The 16,353-nt window shown below is 40.3% G+C and carries 12 protein-coding genes; all 12 read left to right on the top strand.

Annotated features, from left to right (window positions below; translation table 11 throughout):
* The first annotated feature begins 34 nt into the window (after positions 1–34).
* The 12 genes from BMZ99_RS07480 to BMZ99_RS07425 all read left to right on the top strand — a co-directional run bounded on the left by BMZ99_RS07480 (position 35) and on the right by BMZ99_RS07425 (position 16,327).
* Positions 35–343: a biotin/lipoyl-containing protein gene (locus BMZ99_RS07480; protein WP_090934747.1), complete on the top strand. Its 309-nt coding sequence runs from the start codon at positions 35–37 to the stop codon at positions 341–343.
* 16 nt (positions 344–359) lie between these two features.
* Positions 360–2,165: a SpoIVB peptidase S55 domain-containing protein gene (locus BMZ99_RS07475; RefSeq protein WP_090935002.1), complete on the top strand. Its 1,806-nt coding sequence runs from the start codon at positions 360–362 to the stop codon at positions 2,163–2,165.
* A 237-nt stretch (positions 2,166–2,402) separates the two neighbouring features.
* Positions 2,403–3,176 carry an MlaE family ABC transporter permease gene (locus BMZ99_RS07470; protein ID WP_090934744.1) on the top strand — a complete coding sequence of 258 codons (774 nt, stop codon included), beginning with the start codon at positions 2,403–2,405 and terminating at the stop codon, positions 3,174–3,176.
* Between the two features lie 22 nt (positions 3,177–3,198).
* The gene (locus tag BMZ99_RS07465) at positions 3,199–3,963 is read left to right on the top strand and encodes an ABC transporter ATP-binding protein (RefSeq protein ID WP_090934741.1); all 765 of its coding nucleotides are present in this window, start codon (positions 3,199–3,201) and stop codon (positions 3,961–3,963) included.
* Positions 3,960–5,234 carry an MlaD family protein gene (locus BMZ99_RS07460; protein WP_090934738.1) on the top strand — a complete coding sequence of 425 codons (1,275 nt, stop codon included), beginning with the start codon at positions 3,960–3,962 and terminating at the stop codon, positions 5,232–5,234. Before BMZ99_RS07465 ends, BMZ99_RS07460 begins: the two co-directional genes overlap by 4 nt.
* Before the next feature lie 129 nt (positions 5,235–5,363).
* Positions 5,364–6,677, top strand: coding sequence for a TolC family protein (locus BMZ99_RS07455; RefSeq protein ID WP_090934735.1), 1,314 nt, complete (start codon positions 5,364–5,366; stop codon positions 6,675–6,677).
* A 267-nt stretch (positions 6,678–6,944) separates the two neighbouring features.
* A complete protein-coding gene (locus BMZ99_RS07450; protein ID WP_090934732.1) occupies positions 6,945–11,258 on the top strand; it encodes a translocation/assembly module TamB domain-containing protein in 4,314 nt (1,437 codons plus the stop codon).
* A gap of 17 nt (positions 11,259–11,275) precedes the next feature.
* Positions 11,276–11,914 carry a sigma-70 family RNA polymerase sigma factor gene (locus tag BMZ99_RS07445; protein ID WP_090934729.1) on the top strand — a complete coding sequence of 213 codons (639 nt, stop codon included), beginning with the start codon at positions 11,276–11,278 and terminating at the stop codon, positions 11,912–11,914.
* Positions 11,915–12,068: 154 nt separating this feature from the next.
* Entirely contained in the window at positions 12,069–12,623 is a 555-nt protein-coding gene (locus tag BMZ99_RS07440) for a hypothetical protein (protein WP_090934726.1), read from the top strand.
* Between the two features lie 18 nt (positions 12,624–12,641).
* On the top strand, positions 12,642–14,369 hold the full coding sequence (locus BMZ99_RS07435; RefSeq protein WP_090934723.1) for a BamA/OMP85 family outer membrane protein: 1,728 nt from the start codon (positions 12,642–12,644) through the stop codon (positions 14,367–14,369).
* A gap of 171 nt (positions 14,370–14,540) precedes the next feature.
* Positions 14,541–15,749 carry a hypothetical protein gene (locus BMZ99_RS07430; RefSeq protein ID WP_090934718.1) on the top strand — a complete coding sequence of 403 codons (1,209 nt, stop codon included), beginning with the start codon at positions 14,541–14,543 and terminating at the stop codon, positions 15,747–15,749.
* Between the two features lie 104 nt (positions 15,750–15,853).
* Complete coding sequence (locus BMZ99_RS07425; RefSeq protein WP_090934715.1) at positions 15,854–16,327, top strand: OmpH family outer membrane protein; 474 nt, start codon at positions 15,854–15,856, stop codon at positions 16,325–16,327.
* Positions 16,328–16,353 lie beyond the last annotated feature (26 nt).

The following is a 16,353-nucleotide window of genomic DNA, read 5'->3' as shown; positions in this document are numbered from 1 at the left end:
TGTATAATGAAACTAAGTAAGGAGGTGGCTTACCATGCTTCATAGAAAAAGCATAGCAGTTTTGGTAATCGGTTTTGTGCTAATTGTTGGCAGCTTATTAGTTACTGCAAATAGTGTTGTAGAACAAAAGGCATCTCTGGCTGGAACCATTACAAGTAATGGCTTGGTTAAACCTGGGGATACTGTCCGTGAAGGTGATGTTTTAGTGAAAATTGACACAATAACAGGAGCCATACCAGCATCAAGAGCCACAGCTAACGGCGTTGTAAAAGAGGTTTTAGTTTCACCAGGAGTCTCAGTGGCTGTTGGCGATGTAGTTGCTCGTATTGAAATCGGTAAATAAAGAAAGGATGATATATTTGGTAAGATTATGCAGGCAGTGTCGTCTGGCACTGCTTATTTTTTTATTAATGCTGCCCATGTCTTTAGTATGGGCTGCACCCGAAATCATGCCAGTAGAGGATATAAAGGTAGGTATGCAGGGCGTTGGCAAGACGGTAGTCTCCGGTACTAAATTAGAAGAATTTGGTGTAGAAGTATTAGGGATCATGAAAAACAAAGGACCAGCAGGAGATTTGATTTTAGTGCGAACTTCTGGAGATGTTATTGACCGAACTGGAGGAATTGCACAAGGAATGAGCGGCAGTCCTGTATATATTGATGGTAAGCTGGTAGGAGCTGTTGCCTACGGCTGGTCTTTGACGGATCATAAAGTTGGCATGGTTACTCCTATTGGGGATATGTTGAAATTATGGAATATGCCAGACAACTATAATGCTACAATGCAATTTGTAAAGGAGATACCAGATTTTGAGCCAATGACCACACCCTTGATGGTATCTGGTTTTAGTGAACATGCTCTAACGATGCTGCAAGACAAACTTAAGCCATTTAATTTAGTTCCCCAAGAAGTAGGAGAGACTCCTTCAGATGTGGTGTTTGCTCCTTTAGAACCTGGGAGTGCTGTTGGTGTTGAGTTAGTCCGTGGTGATGTAAGTGTGGGTGCTTTGGGGACTGTTACTTACGTGGAAGATAATAAGGTCTTGGCATTTGGTCATCCATTTCTTAAAAAGGGGAATATTGGATATTTTATGACCAATGCATATGTGTTTTCTACTGTTAGTGGCTTAGAAAACTCATTTAAAGTTGGTACAATGGGAGAACCTGTCGGTATTATCAATCAGGATCGAGGAGCAGGAATTGCTGGATATCTAAGCAGGTACCCAACGATTATTCCGATACGCATCATCGTGAAAGATAATGATACAGGACAAACTCAGGATGCAGCGGTACAAGTAGTAAAAGATGAACAACTCTCCTCTATTTTATCGGCTACTACCATGTTTAATGTGATTGATAAAACGATGGATCGGGTAGGACCGGGAACAGCTAAGGTGAGTTTTGAAATTTCTGGACGGAATATGCCAGTGGGAGTTATTACCAGAGAAAATATGTTTTATAGTCCTGTTAGCATTGGTGAAGCTGCAGTAGGTGAATTTTTAGATGCTATGGCGATGCTTACAGGTAATCCTTATAATCAAGTTGACCTGATGGATGTTAAGATCAACGTTTCTGTTAGTGAAGAGCGTCGTACAGCTACCATTGTGGAAGCACAGGCCAAAACTCCTAGTGTAAAACCTGGTGAAAATGTTGAAGTTGGCGTGAAAATAAAGCCTTTCCGCGGCGAGCCAATTCAGCGCATCGTTTCCTTTACGGTCCCTAAAGATCAGCCAGAAGGGCCTCTTACCTTAGAAGTGCGCGGGGGCGGCATGGTACCTTTGATACAGCTATTAGCTAAGAATCAAGGAGGGGATGAAGGATTATTGCTGCTTGGCAAGGCAAAACCCAGAAATCAGGAATTTGCTGATGTCATTAAAGAATTTATGGAACGTGACCGCAACAATGAAATTGTTGTAGAAGTTTTGGACATGGGAATGAATGAATTATTTGGTAACGCTACTTTAGGCAAAGAAAAAACAAATAGTAAGAATCAAGAGAAAGGTATAGTAGAAAATACAGTTTCTCTAAAAACTGATATTAAAGCGATAAATTCTAAAGATAAGAAAAAGCAAGGAAAAGTAAAGAATAGCATTACCACAGATTATATTATTGACGGCGATACACAAGTTGTAGTCAACGTGGTAAAAGACTCAACGAAGAAATAGATAAAGAAGACTCTGATTGCGGAGGGGATTCAAACCTTCTCCTAAGCGGAGTCTTCTTTGTGTTTTTCGAGTCTTCGCGTTTCAAGTGTTTTACTTTTTCGATCCATGTTTCACTATTCCATCAATTTCCCCTTTAAGAGGTGCAGGGAACTCACGTTTTTTATGGAATACTTCATTATAGGATAATTTTTAATGAAAGATAATAATAAAGTTTAAATGTCAATGTGAGGGATTATAATGTTGTTAGCTATAGTAGAAAGTATTGGACGGCAAGTGATACTTTGGATGGAAAATAGCGGTCGGATTGTTATCTTGCTAGGCAATACCCTGTTTCATTTGCGGGAAAAACCCAGAATAAATCATGTATTGCATCAGATGGCGCATCTAGGTGTAGATTCCTTGCCGATCGTATTACTCACGATATTATTTACAGGCATGGTTATTACATTGCAAACTGCCACCGAATTTATTAAATATGGTGCTCAATCATCCGTGGGGGGGGTTGTGGCAATTGCAATGGCAAGGGAATTAGCCCCTGTTTTAACAGGGGTGGTAGTTGCAGGACGTGTAGGGGCAGCCATTACAGCAGAAATTGGTTCGATGAAGGTCACAGAACAAATTGATGCGCTAAGGGTGATGGCCATCAATCCCATTAAATATTTAGTAGTACCCAGGTTGTTAGCTTGTGTAATTATGGTGCCTATATTGGTGATCTTTGCTGACGTCATTGGTACAATTGGTGGGTATTTGGTAGCAACCTTATATGCTGGCATCAGCTCTTTTACCTATATCAATTCCATAACAATTTTTACTGTAGTCAATGACATCATGGGCGGTTTGATTAAGGCTATGTTTTTTGGAGGTATTATTGCAATTATCGGCTGCTATAAAGGTTTAACAACAGGTGAGGGTGCCGAAGGTGTGGGTCGAGCTACAACAGCATCTGTAGTTAGCTCAATTATTCTAATTTTTATTAGCAATTATTTTTTGTCTTTAGTACTGTATCGCTAAGAGGCGAAAGGATGGTGGATGAATGATAAAATTAGAAAATATTAGCATGAGTTTTCATGGAAAACATATATTGCAAGGTATTGATTTGGAAGTGAAAAAAGGAGAAACGTTAGTCGTAATCGGTCCCAGCGGTTCGGGAAAAAGTACACTGCTGCGTTTAATGGTAGGACTGTTAAGGCCTACTCAGGGAGAAGTATGGATTAAGGGGCAAGAGATTTCTCGTTTATCGGAGGATCATTTAAATACAATTCGTATTGGAATGGGGATGGTTTTTCAGTACTCTGCCTTATTTGACTCCATGACAGTTGGGGACAATGTGGCCTTTGGACTCCGTGAACATACTGCTATGACTGAGGCTGAGATTCATAAGATTGTCACTCGCAATCTTCGCATGGTGGGGCTTGCAGGGCAGCAAGATGTTATGCCCAATGAGTTATCAGGCGGTATGAAGAAACGTGTAAGCTTAGCCAGGGCTATTGCGATCAGGCCAGAAATTATGTTATATGATGAACCAACAGCAGGGTTAGACCCAATTATGTCAGGAACGATTGATCGGCTGATTATGAATGCTAAGCGTGTATTAGGTGTTACCTCTGTAGTCGTTACCCACCATATGTCCAGTGCCTTTAAAATTGCTGACCGGGTTGCTATGATCCATGGAGGACGAATTATTGAGGTGGGTACGGTAGAACAAATCAAGCAATCAGAAAATGCAGTGGTACAACAATTCATTCTTGGTCTAAAATCACCGAGTGCGTATATAAGAAGGAGGTCTGAAATGAAATGAATATAAGCACAGAAGCAAAAGTCGGCTCGATTAGCCTGATCGCCTGTGTGTTATTGGTATATATTATAATTCATTTGAGTGGCTTTAGTTTTGGCGATAAAGGGTATCCGGTCCAGGCTGTATTTAGGCAAGTAAATGGAATTAAAGAAGGAAATATAGTACGATATGCAGGTGTGGATGTTGGGCGGATTAAAGAAGTACGTGTTTTGCCGCAAGAAGGTGTACAAGTGACGATGTTAATGGATCCTGGTGTTAAGATCCCTGAAGGATCGAAATTTCTTATTGGTGCTGATGGATTAATGGGAGAAAAATATATTAATATTATTCCTGCGGAACATAGTTCCAGTTATTTACTGCCAAATGCCAAGGTAAAAGGCGAAGAGATCCAAGGATTGGATGAGCTCATAGCCTCGTCAGATCGAGTATTAGCAGAGGTGCATGATTTAGTAAAATCTCTAAATGAGATCGTAGGGGATGAAAAAGTTAAGGCTGCTATGAAAAATACTATTTTAAATGCGCAGGAAATCACAGATAATATGAATATCATGATGGGAAATCTTGCACGCATGACACAAGAAAATGGTGACATTGATACTACAGTCAAAAATTTAAGTGCGATGTCGAAAAGCTTGCGGGAAGCTGCGGCAAGGGCAGAAATTATGATGCAGGCAGTAGACAATAATGGACAGACGGCAAAAGATCTGCGAGAAACGCTTATCAATATTAAAAACACCAGCAGCCGTGTAGAAAAAATGGCAGCAGCTTTGGAAGGGGTAGTAACAGATCCTACCACTGCACAGGACATTAAAGAGACATTAAAAAACGCTCGTATGGCGAGTGAAAGAGCGAATAAGATGTTAACCAAGGTATCTTCCATCGAAACAAAGGTGGGATTTGAGACATTATATAACCATGATACTGGAAAATATAGCAGTAATGCAGATTTGAAGATCAATACTTCTCCTACAGATTTTGCTGTGATTGGAGTAAGTCATATTGGTGACGGTAGCAAAGGAAATTTTCAGGTTGGCAAAGGCAATGAAGAGTTTGCTGGTAGAGCTGGTGTGATTGATAATAAAGTGGGGGTAGGAGTAGATACAAAAATTGGAAAACAGATGTCTTTATCACTGGATGTTTATGATCCTCAAGATGTACGAGTAAAATTGCGCTCTTTATATCAGGTTGCTCCTGATACATTTATTGTGGGACAGAGTGACGGAATCAATAAAGAGGACGAGCAGACGTATTTTGGTGTACGAAGAAATTTTTAACGAAATTGAATGATCTTTGCAATGATCTTTGATTGACAATAACTGGACTTCATCCTATAATTAATTACAGATTAATGATGTTGACTAACTAGTCATATCTCTTTGATGAATTGAGGGGGATTTTTTTACATGCTGAAACAAACTCATTGGAAGAAACAATTAATAGCAGCACTAACGGGTGGATTTTTAATATTCAATGCAGCGATTGCCTTGGCAGCTCCTATAGAGTTGTCTTTAGATGAGAGCATTGAGATGGCTTTAAATAGTAATCCAGCAATTAAGATGGCTGATGCAGAACGAAAGAGCGCAGAATGGGGGATCAGTGAAGCAAAAGGTGGTAAAGGTCCATCTTTTACATACACTCATGTTGATGAGCGTTATAAGAAGTATTCTACTACTACTGGGATTCCTTACCGATCGAATTATTTTACGAATACAGGTACGTTAAGCATGAATTTGTATACTGGTGGTAAGGTCGAAAGTGCTATAAGAACAGCCAAGCTAAATTTAAAAGTGGCTGACTTGAGTGTAGAAGAAAGTAAACAGCAAATCAAGTTGGATGCTACCGTTGCATATTTTACTATTTTACAAGCAAAGAACACCGTGAAAGCAGATCAAGAAACCGTTGATCAGATGATAGCTCATTTGAAAAATGTCCAGAGTCAATTTGATGTAGGTACGGTAGCCAAAACCGATGTATTGGCTTCGCAAGTAGCGTTGGCTGATAATCAACAAACGCTAACGAAAGCACAAAATGTTTATAATGTAGCAGTTGCTACTTTTAATAATGTAGTGGGTTTACCATTACAGTCTGAAATCAAAGTAAAAGATGAACTTACTCATGAGAAGTATAATTTATCCTTAGAAGATAGCATCAATTATGCTTTAGAGCATCGTCCGGAAGCAATTCAGGCGGATCATAATATTAAAATTGCTAAAGAGGCAGTGAAAACGGCAAAAAGCGGCAAGCTGCCTACGGTTACTGCTAGTGCCAGTGCATTCTGGGGTGATACAACGTTCCCAGGAGTAGATCAGGATAAAGATACATGGACAGTTGGCTTGACAAGTACTTGGACTCCTTTTGATTCAGGCGTAACCAAAGCTAAAATTAGACAGTCTGATTCAGCGGTGGTAAAAGCTGAACAACAAGCAAAACAAAAAAAGGATTCTATTCAATTAGCAGTAAGAGAAGCGTATTTAAATATGATAGAAGCTGAAAAACGTATTGATACTTCTCAAGTGACAGTGGAACAAGCGGAAGAAAATCTAAAAATTGCTGAAGTTCGTTACAGTGCTGGAGTTGGCACCAATACAGAAGTGATTGATGCTCAAGTGGCATTAACGAAGGCTAAAACAAATTATATTCAAGCAATGTATGATTTTAACACCAATAAAGCTAGCTTGATTAAAGCAATGGGTGTAAATGTTAGTGATAAATTATAGTAAGTTGAAAAGATAATTTGAAGAGAATCGAGAGAATTTCGGTTCTCAGGTTGTAGACAAAGTTAGCATCCCTGCCAATGTGGTACAATAAACCTATTGGTAGGGATACTTTTATGTATAGAAGATTAAGTGCTTTTTGAAGCATTGGAATAAATTACTGTACCAGGGATAAAATAATTTCAGCTAAAAGATAAAGGAAGCTGGCACTGCTATGTAGAAGTATATGCTGTTATGAACGCCTTATGAGGTGGAATCAGGAGGCTAAGAATGAAAGAAAGAGTCATTGCAGTATTGGCAGTATGTATGATCCTTTTAATTGGCAGTGCCTATTGGCTAACTAAAAGCCAAACCGTTATGACGGGGGCACAAAATGCGCTGAGCATAGAATTGGCCAATGTATTCGGCAGCTTAGTCACCGTGGGAGACATTGAAGTCACCTCTTATAATCAAGTAGCCATACATAATGTGACTATTTATGATAAACAATCGGAAATTCTAGCTGCTACTGACAAAATTATTATTTCCTATAGTCCCTGGAGTATTTTGACTGGATGGAATGTGATAAAATCTATTTCTGAGCTAAGGGTGGAGGAGCCTACTCTTTGGCTTACGCAGCGAGAAAGCGGTCAGTGGAACATTCAAGATATTGTGATTAAAGATGATTCATCAGAGTCATCTTTATCGGCCAAAATAAAAGTAGTGAATGGTAAAACTATAGTCAATGCTTATCATTCTCAATGGACAGTGGAGGAGTTAAATGGAATTTTAGATCTTGCTAATGCTCCTAGAATCAAGATGGAGTTAGAAGGATTGCACAATGGGACAGCAGTGAAAGCAAAGGGGACGATTCATAGTAAAGGGCGCAGTACTCTCGCTCTTCATGCAGATCAACTCATGCTAGCTGGTTTTCAAAGGTTAATACCTGAAAGCGGATCGATTCAGTTGGTGGGAGGCAGCGTAAAGCAGATAGAAGCAACCATTGCCTATGAAAACGGGGCTATGGAGTGGGCTGGTGAAGCACGCCTGGAAAAAACCGATATAAATCTTGATGAGATCCCTTTACGTCAAATCGATGGAGGTATCGCATTTACCAATAAGAAGATATATATGTTTGTGGCAGGAAAAATATTTGAGCAGCCTATTGATGTACGAGGCAGTGTGGATACGGATGCCAGTGAAATGATTGTGGATCTAACAGTGGCTTCGGCTGCTTTTGATCCTAGTGCAACAAATTATGATATTCCTGTTAAAGGAATAGTAGCATTGAAGGCTGGCATTACAGGCGTTATCTCAAATCCTGTTGTTACAGGGGGATTTGAAATGCCAACAGGGGAAGTAGCCGGGTATCAGGCAGCTAATGTACAGGCGAAAATGAGTCTGGTGGATAAGATCATTACAATTCAGCAATTGGAAGGGGATATTTTTGATGGACATGTTGCTGTTTCAGGGCAATTTCAGCATGATACAGGCAGTTATCAGCTTTCCCTTAATGGTCAGCATATTAATATTCAAAAATTCCCTGAATTAGTGCCGGATATGAACGGTTATGCAGATGCGGTTTTAGCGATTAAGGGGGCAGGAGATTTAGCAGGAGCTGAGATTCAGGGGAATGTGACAATCGGATCAGGTGAAGTTAACAATATTCCCTTTACTTCCGTGACCAGCGGATTTTACTACCATAAGGGAAATGCTGCTATAGACTATTTGAATATTGGTATAGGTCAAGGTATGGTAACGGCTCAAGGGGTGGTGAAAGATCAAGCTATTGCTGTGCAAATATCTGGTCAAGGCATACCATTAGAGCTGCTAGGCAAAAGTATAGAAGGAAATACTGCAGGAGTCGGTCAATTTAATGGGGAGGTTCGTGGTACGTTAACAGCCCCTGAGATAACTGCTGATTTTATAGCTATCAATGGGGAACTATTATATCAGCCTTTTACTCAAGTAACAGGCAATATTCATATAACGCCTGACCAAGCCACACTGCAAAATGCTGAAATGGTTTACGGTCCAACTAGACATATAGCCCAAGGTCAGATTGGATTATCTGGTGGGCATGAAGTGGATATTTCTATTGTTTCCAGAAGAGCTAGAGCAGAAACGTTAGTGCCTCTATTGGTGCCGGGAGAGAAGCTGACAGGTAATGTAGATAATGAGATGGTCATTACGGGTTCCTTGGAGAATCCTATGATCGCTGGTAAAATCACTTTGACGGATGGCAGTTTCCGTGGTCAGTTGTTGGCAAAGGCAGCTGGCTCTTATAGAAGAGAACAAGGAGTAACCAGCATCCATGATGTTGTTATCCAGTCACTCGGTACCCAGATTCAGCTTTCAGGTACAATTTCTCCCAATAATGATTTGAATTTTGATGTTGCCGCCCAAAATATTGATTTGGAGAAATTAACTTTAAGTAATAGTGCTTACACTGCTGCAGGCAAGGCGCAATTTGTTGGTAAGTTGACGGGCAGCCCTTCGATTCCTATTTTTAAAGGACAATTATCTGCAGAGACTCTTAGCCTGAATCAGCAGAAAGTCACAGGCGTAACTGGCACCATTGCTGTTACAGGTGATGACGTAGAGATTCCCAGCCTTTCTTTTGCTCAAGGAAAGGGTAGATTTACTTTCTTTGGCGGTTTTGATCGGGGAACAAATGAAATTTATGGTACTTTAAATGTAGAAAATGGCGAATTACAGCCTATACTAGCAGCAGCTAAGTTAGGTAATAAAGAGATTTTGGGTACATTAAACGGTCAGATAAAGGTAACTGGCAGTCTTGATAAGCCCAATGTTCGACTGATTGGCGATTTAAAAGCCGGTAGTGTGAAAAAATATCCAGTTGAGTCCATCACTGTGGATGCTGCATTAGAAAATAATATTCTTACTATCTCAGATTTTTCTGCCAAGCAGGGCACGGGAGTTATGCTGGCGCGTGGAAGAGCAGATTTAAATGCCAATGGGCCTCTTAACATGGAAGTAGGCGGAAGGGGAATCGATGCCGGCTTAGTCGCTGCCTTCTTTAATACCTCCATTCAGCCTACGGGCAAGCTGGATTTTGCCGCGCAAGTTTCAGGGGTATCGGATAATCCTCATACTGCTTTATCGTTAGAGCTTGTGAATGGCGGAATAGGTGATACGACTTTTGACTCTTTATATGGGTTATTGATCCTGGATAAGGATGTAATTCATGTGGATCAAGTATTGCTGAAAAAAGGCCCTTATCAGGCCAGTGCTTATGGTGTTATTCCTGTGGCAGCCCTTAGTTCTGAAGGCAGAGAGCAAGCCAGTTCCAGAGAGCAGATGAATCTCAATGTGAAATTGGATAAAGCAAATTTAAGCATTTTGCCACTATTAACAAAACAGGTTGCATGGGCTGAGGGGGCGACCCAAGGTGAAATCACTATAGCTGGTACCTTAAAGCAGCCAGCTCTTAAGGGAAATATTACGGTTAGTAATGGCACGCTTAAATTGTCAGCGTTAAAAGACCCCATCCAAAAAGTGGGGGTTGCTATTGCCTTTGAAGGTGATACAATTAATATAAAGCAATTTGATGGTTATATGGGAACTGGTTCGTATCGCGCGACAGGCACTGTGAAGTTAGATGGATTTCGCTTGGCGGATTATAGCATGTCGTTAATTTTGGATAAACCTATGATTCGCAGCAAATATTTTACTGGTGCTGTTGATGGAAATTTGACTATTAGCCAAGGCAGTATACGACCGAAATTAACAGGTAAGTTGCTTTTTGAAAATAATATCATCGACATTCCTGCTCTGCCGGATATGGAACCATCCAATCTGGACATGAATTTGGATGTTGATATACAGGTTGGGAAGAAAGTTCGCTTTTATAATCCCTATCTGTATGATATGTTAGCTGTTGGTAGAGTGAAAGTAGGGGGCAGTATTGCAGAACCTGATGTTTCGGGACGCATTGTCGTAATTCGTGGTACTGTAAGTTATCTAAGAACGCAATTTAAGGTGGAAGAAGGAAGTGTAGAATTTCGGCAATTTGCGTCTTTTGAACCAATTATTAAACTACATGCTAAAGCAACCCTGCAGCAAACGGTGGTATATTTAAATATCAATGGTCCTGTGGGAGAAATGGCATTTAATTTGACTTCAGAGCCAGCTATGAACCAGCAGGAAATTCTATCACTTCTGACGCTGCGCAGCCGTTATTTTGAAAAGCAAAACAGCGGAGATACAGGGATTGGGCGGGATGAACTCATGGGGGCCCTTGATGCTGGTCTGCAAATGCGTTTTATTAGTGAAATTGAAGGAAATGTCCGTAGTGCTTTGGGCTTGGATGAATTCCGTTTTGTTCGAGATACTAGCTCTAGTATTGTGAAAAAGAATACTACTAAAAGTGATGAGAGCTCTACCATCAATAAAGAAGTATATAATTTGGAGATGAGTAAATATTTGACCGATAAATTACTGATAAGCTATGTTATGGGCGTTGATCACAGTAAAAATGAAGTATCGTTTCGTTATAGCTTAAATCGTAACATTAGTTTAACAGGCTCTATTGATGATGAAAAAGAGACATGGCTTGGCGCAGAAGCTAGGTATAGGTTTTAAGAAGAAGGATGATCCACATGATATTAAGTCAATATGTAAAAGAGCTTAAGAAAATACGCATGCTGTCACGAGAAGAAGAAGAAGCCTTGTGGCTCCAGTATAAAGAACATGATAATATGGACTGCCGCAGCAAGATTATTGAGCATTATCAACCGCTGGTATTTAAGATTGCTACTGGCTGGCGTTTGAATGAAACGGTGATCATGGATTTGATTCAAGAAGGGACAGTGGGACTGATTGAGGCAGTAGAGAGATTTGATCACCAAAGAAACGTGGCTTTTAGCCTATTTGCGTCTCAGCGAATACGAGGACGTATCATTAATTATATGGAAAAAGAAGGTAAATTTAGCATTGCCTCTATGGATAGTCCTTTATCAGCACAAGAAGACCTTACTCTCAGAGATGTGTTAGTTGATGCTAAAGCTGGTGTCTCCAGCCAAGCTGAGCACAATTATCTAGTGGCCCAGGTCAAAAATGCCATGGATCGTCTGCCTGTTAAGGAGCAGGCGGTGCTGAGCGGCGTATTCTTAGAAGATTGTGAACCCAAACAATTGGCGGAAAACTTAGATCTAAGCATCTCTCATATTTACAAATTACAAAAACAAGGTATCAGGCGTATTCGAGGCATGTTATCCAAATTTATGCAGCACTGGTAATGATGAAAAAGAGAGAAAAAAGGCACATATAGTACGAATTGTTATAGAAAACATGATTAATCATCGAAAACAAAGGTTTTTCAAAGGAAATCAATGACCATAATCTGGCCTCTTTTCAGGATTGTATATATTGTTTATAATAGGGGTGTTGTATATGGCTCATTTTAGAAAAAATGTATACCAGCATTTGTCTTCTGCGAAAAAGTGGCTGACAAGAGCAGAGGAAGCTTTTGACAAAGAACGAGATATTCGTGGTGAGCTTGATCTAATGTTAGCTCAAGCTGAACTTCAGCATGTAAAAGAAGTCAGCCGTTCTAAACATTGGCGTCACAAATATACAGTGGTTCGTCATGGAGTCGCTTTGACCTGTGCCGTAGTAATGGCAGCAGGATTGGGGGGAGTCTATTGGTGGACGTCTAAACCAGATCATGTTGTACCTGTTCCTCTGGTGAAAAAAGTAAGTGCACCAGTGGAATCTCAGATACAAAGCAGCAGTAATGGTGGGCAATTGCCAGCTGTCTCTGTGGAGACAAAGAAAGTAGTAGTAATAGATGCTGCTCCGCCAGTACAACGTGTTGCAGCACCAACTTCAATGAGTCAGGAAAAAAGAACTGAAACTTCTCAGCAGGTGGAGCCAGCGGCGGCCATCTCACCTGATGAAATGCAAAAATTGGTGCGGGCCGCCGGAAAAACATTACGCGGCCAGTAAGACAAAAGGAGGTAATGCATGAAAATTCAAAAAAACTATAAGCATATTCTGCTTGCAGCTATCTTTAGTATCAGTCTTGTATTTTCTATTTTAGCTCCAGCTTATGCTGCTGATCCTACAGGTAAAACTGTAACTTCCATAACTGTCACTGGCAATACAACAGTACCAGAAGCGACGATCATGGGTGCAGTAAAGTTGAAGCCTGGTGAAGCGCTGACAGCGGACAAGGTGAAACAAGATATGCAAGCGATCTACGAATTAGGTACTTTTTTTGATGTAGTATCCAACTTCAATGAAGTTCCTGAAGGGGTACAAGTAGTCTATACCGTGATGGAAAATCCAGTATTGCAGGAAATTATTATAAAAGGCAATACCAAGGTGTCATCCGATAAGCTAAGCAGTATGCTGACAGTTAAAACAGGCAGTATTTTAAATTCGAAAGCGTTAAATGAAAATGTAAGATCCATTGAAGAGTATTATCATGATAAGGGTTATATCTTGACCAAAGTAAGCGATGTTGCAATGGGAACTGGCGGTGTGCTGACAATTACCATTAATGAAGGTATGCTGGAAGGCATTGAAGTCAAAGGCAATGAAAAGACAAAGACCCATGTTATTACTCGTGAAATGAAATTAAAGCCGAATCAGCCATTTAACGTAAAAGATGCGAAGCGCAGTATGCAAAAAGTGTACAACCTTGGTTATTTTGAAGATGTAAATATGAAACTGAACCCAGGAAAAGAACCGAATGCCATTGTTCTCGAGACTACAGTTGTAGAACAAAAGACAGGTCGTTTCTCCATTGGGGGCGGCTACAGCAAAAGCGATGGTATGATTGGGATTATTGAGCTTGGTGATGACAACTTCCGTGGTACGGGAGATAAAGTGAAGTTGCATTGGGAGTTTGGCGGCAGTGCCAGCAACAAGAACTATGAAGTGAGTTACACTCGCCCATGGCTGGATGACAAGCAAACATCTCTTGGATTTAGCTTTTATGACATGACCAACGAATATAATGATTATGATGATGATGGAGATAAGAAAGCTACTTACGACAAAAGACGTAAAGGCTTTGATATCACCCTTGGTCGTCCTCAAGGTGAGTATGTACAAAACTATATTACTTTGAAACAAAGAAAAGATGACTATGTAGAATGGATATCAGGAGAAGATTATACAAAAGATCCCGAGTATCTTAAAGATAATTTTGGTACAACTCGCAGTATTAGCTTAATGCGTGTTTATGATTCCCGTGATAATGTATTTAGCCCTACAGAAGGGAATCGTGTGGCTCTAACAGCAGAATTTGCCGGAAAAGCTTTAGGCGGTGATTTTAACTATAATAAATACACTGCTGAGACTCGGAACTATCTGAAGGTAGGACATGCACAAGTAGTAGCACTGCGGGGAACTGTTGGTTATGCTGATGGCAAAATGCCAGACAGCGGACGTTTTGCCGTAGGTGGTTCTGACACTCTGCGTGGTTACCGTGATGATCAATTTAAGGGTAATAAAATGCTGGCCGCTACAGCAGAATATCGCTTCCCGATTGCCAAAAAAGTAGAGGGTGTAGCTTTTACTGATGTTGGTAAAGCGTGGACAGGTGAAGGATATAAGCTGAATGATCTAGAGGCCAGTGTAGGTGTGGGGATTCGTGTTTCTACGCCAATCGGTCCGATTCGTCTTGACTACGCCCAAGGCAGTCAAGGTGGTAGAAGTCACTTTAGTTTTGGCGGACAATTCTAATCCAAATGTTTATCAGAGTCAGGTCATTGGCCTGACTCTGATATCTATATATTGCGATTAAGTCATACTGGGACATAGAGCATTTTTAGCGGGAGGTGTATTATTATTCCTCTATATCATTTTCGTCTTATTCTCACAAGCACGTTACTCAGTTTACTATTGTTTTCAGGGGTGGTTTATGCTTCTGATGACTTAGTAGAAACAATCGATGTCACTATCGTTTCTAGTCATATGCCTCCTTCTAAAATTGAAAAACGCATGATGGCCAGTGTGAATACTGTAGGTGAGCAAATGATTGTAGGCCGTAAGGTGACTGAAGTAAAAGAAAATCAGATTACTTATGAAAAACTGATTAAGGAAATTTTTGATCGCGTATTAGTAGGATATTCTGTTCAGTCTGTTGATCTTAGACCTGGTTTGAACACTGCTCTTACGATTGAGATAGTACCCTGGGGAGATGTGGTGCGTCAGGTCTCTATAGCATATGACTTTGGTACTCTTTCCCCGGATATCATAAATCTGATAAAGAATGATATGGGAAATGTAGAAGAAAAATTAAATGATGTACTAATTGGACTACCTATTGATGCAGTAGACTGGGCAGGAGGGTTGTCGAAAGTCGCAATACGTGAATCATTGGCAAATCTGCTGCCTGAATTTCATGCTAATATGGATATTATTCCGGGAGAATACACAGTAATAAAGTTCTCCTTATCACCATTGGGAACGACTGTACAGGATGTTCATGTCTCCCTTCGTTCTACGACCATCCCTAATGTCGTGTTAGCGGCAGTGCGACCGACGATGAATGAGACCAGTAAAATACTAATTGGCCTGCCTGTAGCCTTTGTGGAACGGCACCGTGAGTATTTTACAGCGAAATTGCTTGCAGAACAGCCTTTGACTAAAAAATATGGAATTACAGTAAATCCCTTGCTTAATGCTGGGGCAGATACTGAAATTGCTTTAGATGTTGAAACCGATAAATATAACATCACGCTGGAAGCTTATTTGGATATGGGTCACGATGAAGACAATGCTTTTGCTAGATTGCATGCAGGAAAGATTGTCAGTAAGCGTGATGAGGTCTTTCTAGAAGTGAATTTTATTCCCAGCTCTGTTTCCTGGGAGTTTGTGCCTGGGTGGGGGCATAGACTGGGAGCTAATACAATAGCTGGGATCAAATATAATACATCAAATTCACAAAATGGGCTGTGGCTGCAAAAAGAGCTTAATCCAAGCTGGACAATGCGATTAGAGCGGAATACTAAAAATCGCAATAATGAACTAGGACTTCGTTACAAGCTCCATGATTTTTTAAGTGCTGAATATATTATTACAAAGGATGATCAATGGCTGCGACTGGTTGGTCATTTGTAAAAATTAGGAACACCTTTTAGCAGCAATATCTTGAATATGTGGATATACCCTGTTATAATGGAGAGGTAAAAATTTGATGCCAATAGGCAGAGAGAAGGTTTTTTATGCTGAAATTACAGAAAAAACAAGTGAAATTTGTATCCCTGGCAATAGCAGTGATGTTTCTGCTAGGTATAGTTGGATTGGCTGTATCACAAAGTAGTACATCTTATGCGGCAGAGTCCAATAACTCCTCTAAGATTGGTGTTGTAAATCATCAGCTGTTAGTTTCTCAGCATCCAGATATGGAGAAAGCGCAACAAACAATGCAAGCTGAAGTAGAACAGGCCAAAAAAGATTTTGAAGAAAAATCAGCGACAATGAATGATAAAGAAAAGCAAGATTATTATGCGCAAGTTCAACAGCGCTTGACCTTGAAAGAACAAGAATTAATTAATCCGGTATTCGAAAAAGTAGATGCAGCGATCAAAGCGGTTGCAGATGCTAAAGGATTATCTGTGGTTATGGATAAAGGCAATGTTGTTTATGGCGGTCAGGACATTACAGCTGAGGTTGGCAAAAAAATAAGCGGCAAGTAATTTAAAAATTGTAGCATGGCCGAGCA

Source organism: Pelosinus propionicus DSM 13327, assembly GCF_900114615.1.
Lineage (GTDB): Bacteria > Bacillota > Negativicutes > DSM-13327 > DSM-13327 > Pelosinus > Pelosinus propionicus.
The sequence above is the reverse complement of the archived record's forward strand: the minus strand, read 5'-3'. Positions and strand labels throughout refer to the sequence as shown.

Coding starts and splice junctions, on each gene's coding strand:
- BMZ99_RS07480 (WP_090934747.1), top strand. CDS start 35: ATGCTTCATAGAAAAAGCATAGCAGTTTTGGTAATCGGTTTTGTGCTA.
- BMZ99_RS07470 (WP_090934744.1), top strand. CDS start 2,403: ATGTTGTTAGCTATAGTAGAAAGTATTGGACGGCAAGTGATACTTTGG.
- BMZ99_RS07465 (WP_090934741.1), top strand. CDS start 3,199: ATGATAAAATTAGAAAATATTAGCATGAGTTTTCATGGAAAACATATA.
- BMZ99_RS07460 (WP_090934738.1), top strand. CDS start 3,960: ATGAATATAAGCACAGAAGCAAAAGTCGGCTCGATTAGCCTGATCGCC.
- BMZ99_RS07455 (WP_090934735.1), top strand. CDS start 5,364: ATGCTGAAACAAACTCATTGGAAGAAACAATTAATAGCAGCACTAACG.
- BMZ99_RS07450 (WP_090934732.1), top strand. CDS start 6,945: ATGAAAGAAAGAGTCATTGCAGTATTGGCAGTATGTATGATCCTTTTA.
- BMZ99_RS07445 (WP_090934729.1), top strand. CDS start 11,276: ATGATATTAAGTCAATATGTAAAAGAGCTTAAGAAAATACGCATGCTG.
- BMZ99_RS07440 (WP_090934726.1), top strand. CDS start 12,069: ATGGCTCATTTTAGAAAAAATGTATACCAGCATTTGTCTTCTGCGAAA.
- BMZ99_RS07435 (WP_090934723.1), top strand. CDS start 12,642: ATGAAAATTCAAAAAAACTATAAGCATATTCTGCTTGCAGCTATCTTT.
- BMZ99_RS07425 (WP_090934715.1), top strand. CDS start 15,854: ATGCTGAAATTACAGAAAAAACAAGTGAAATTTGTATCCCTGGCAATA.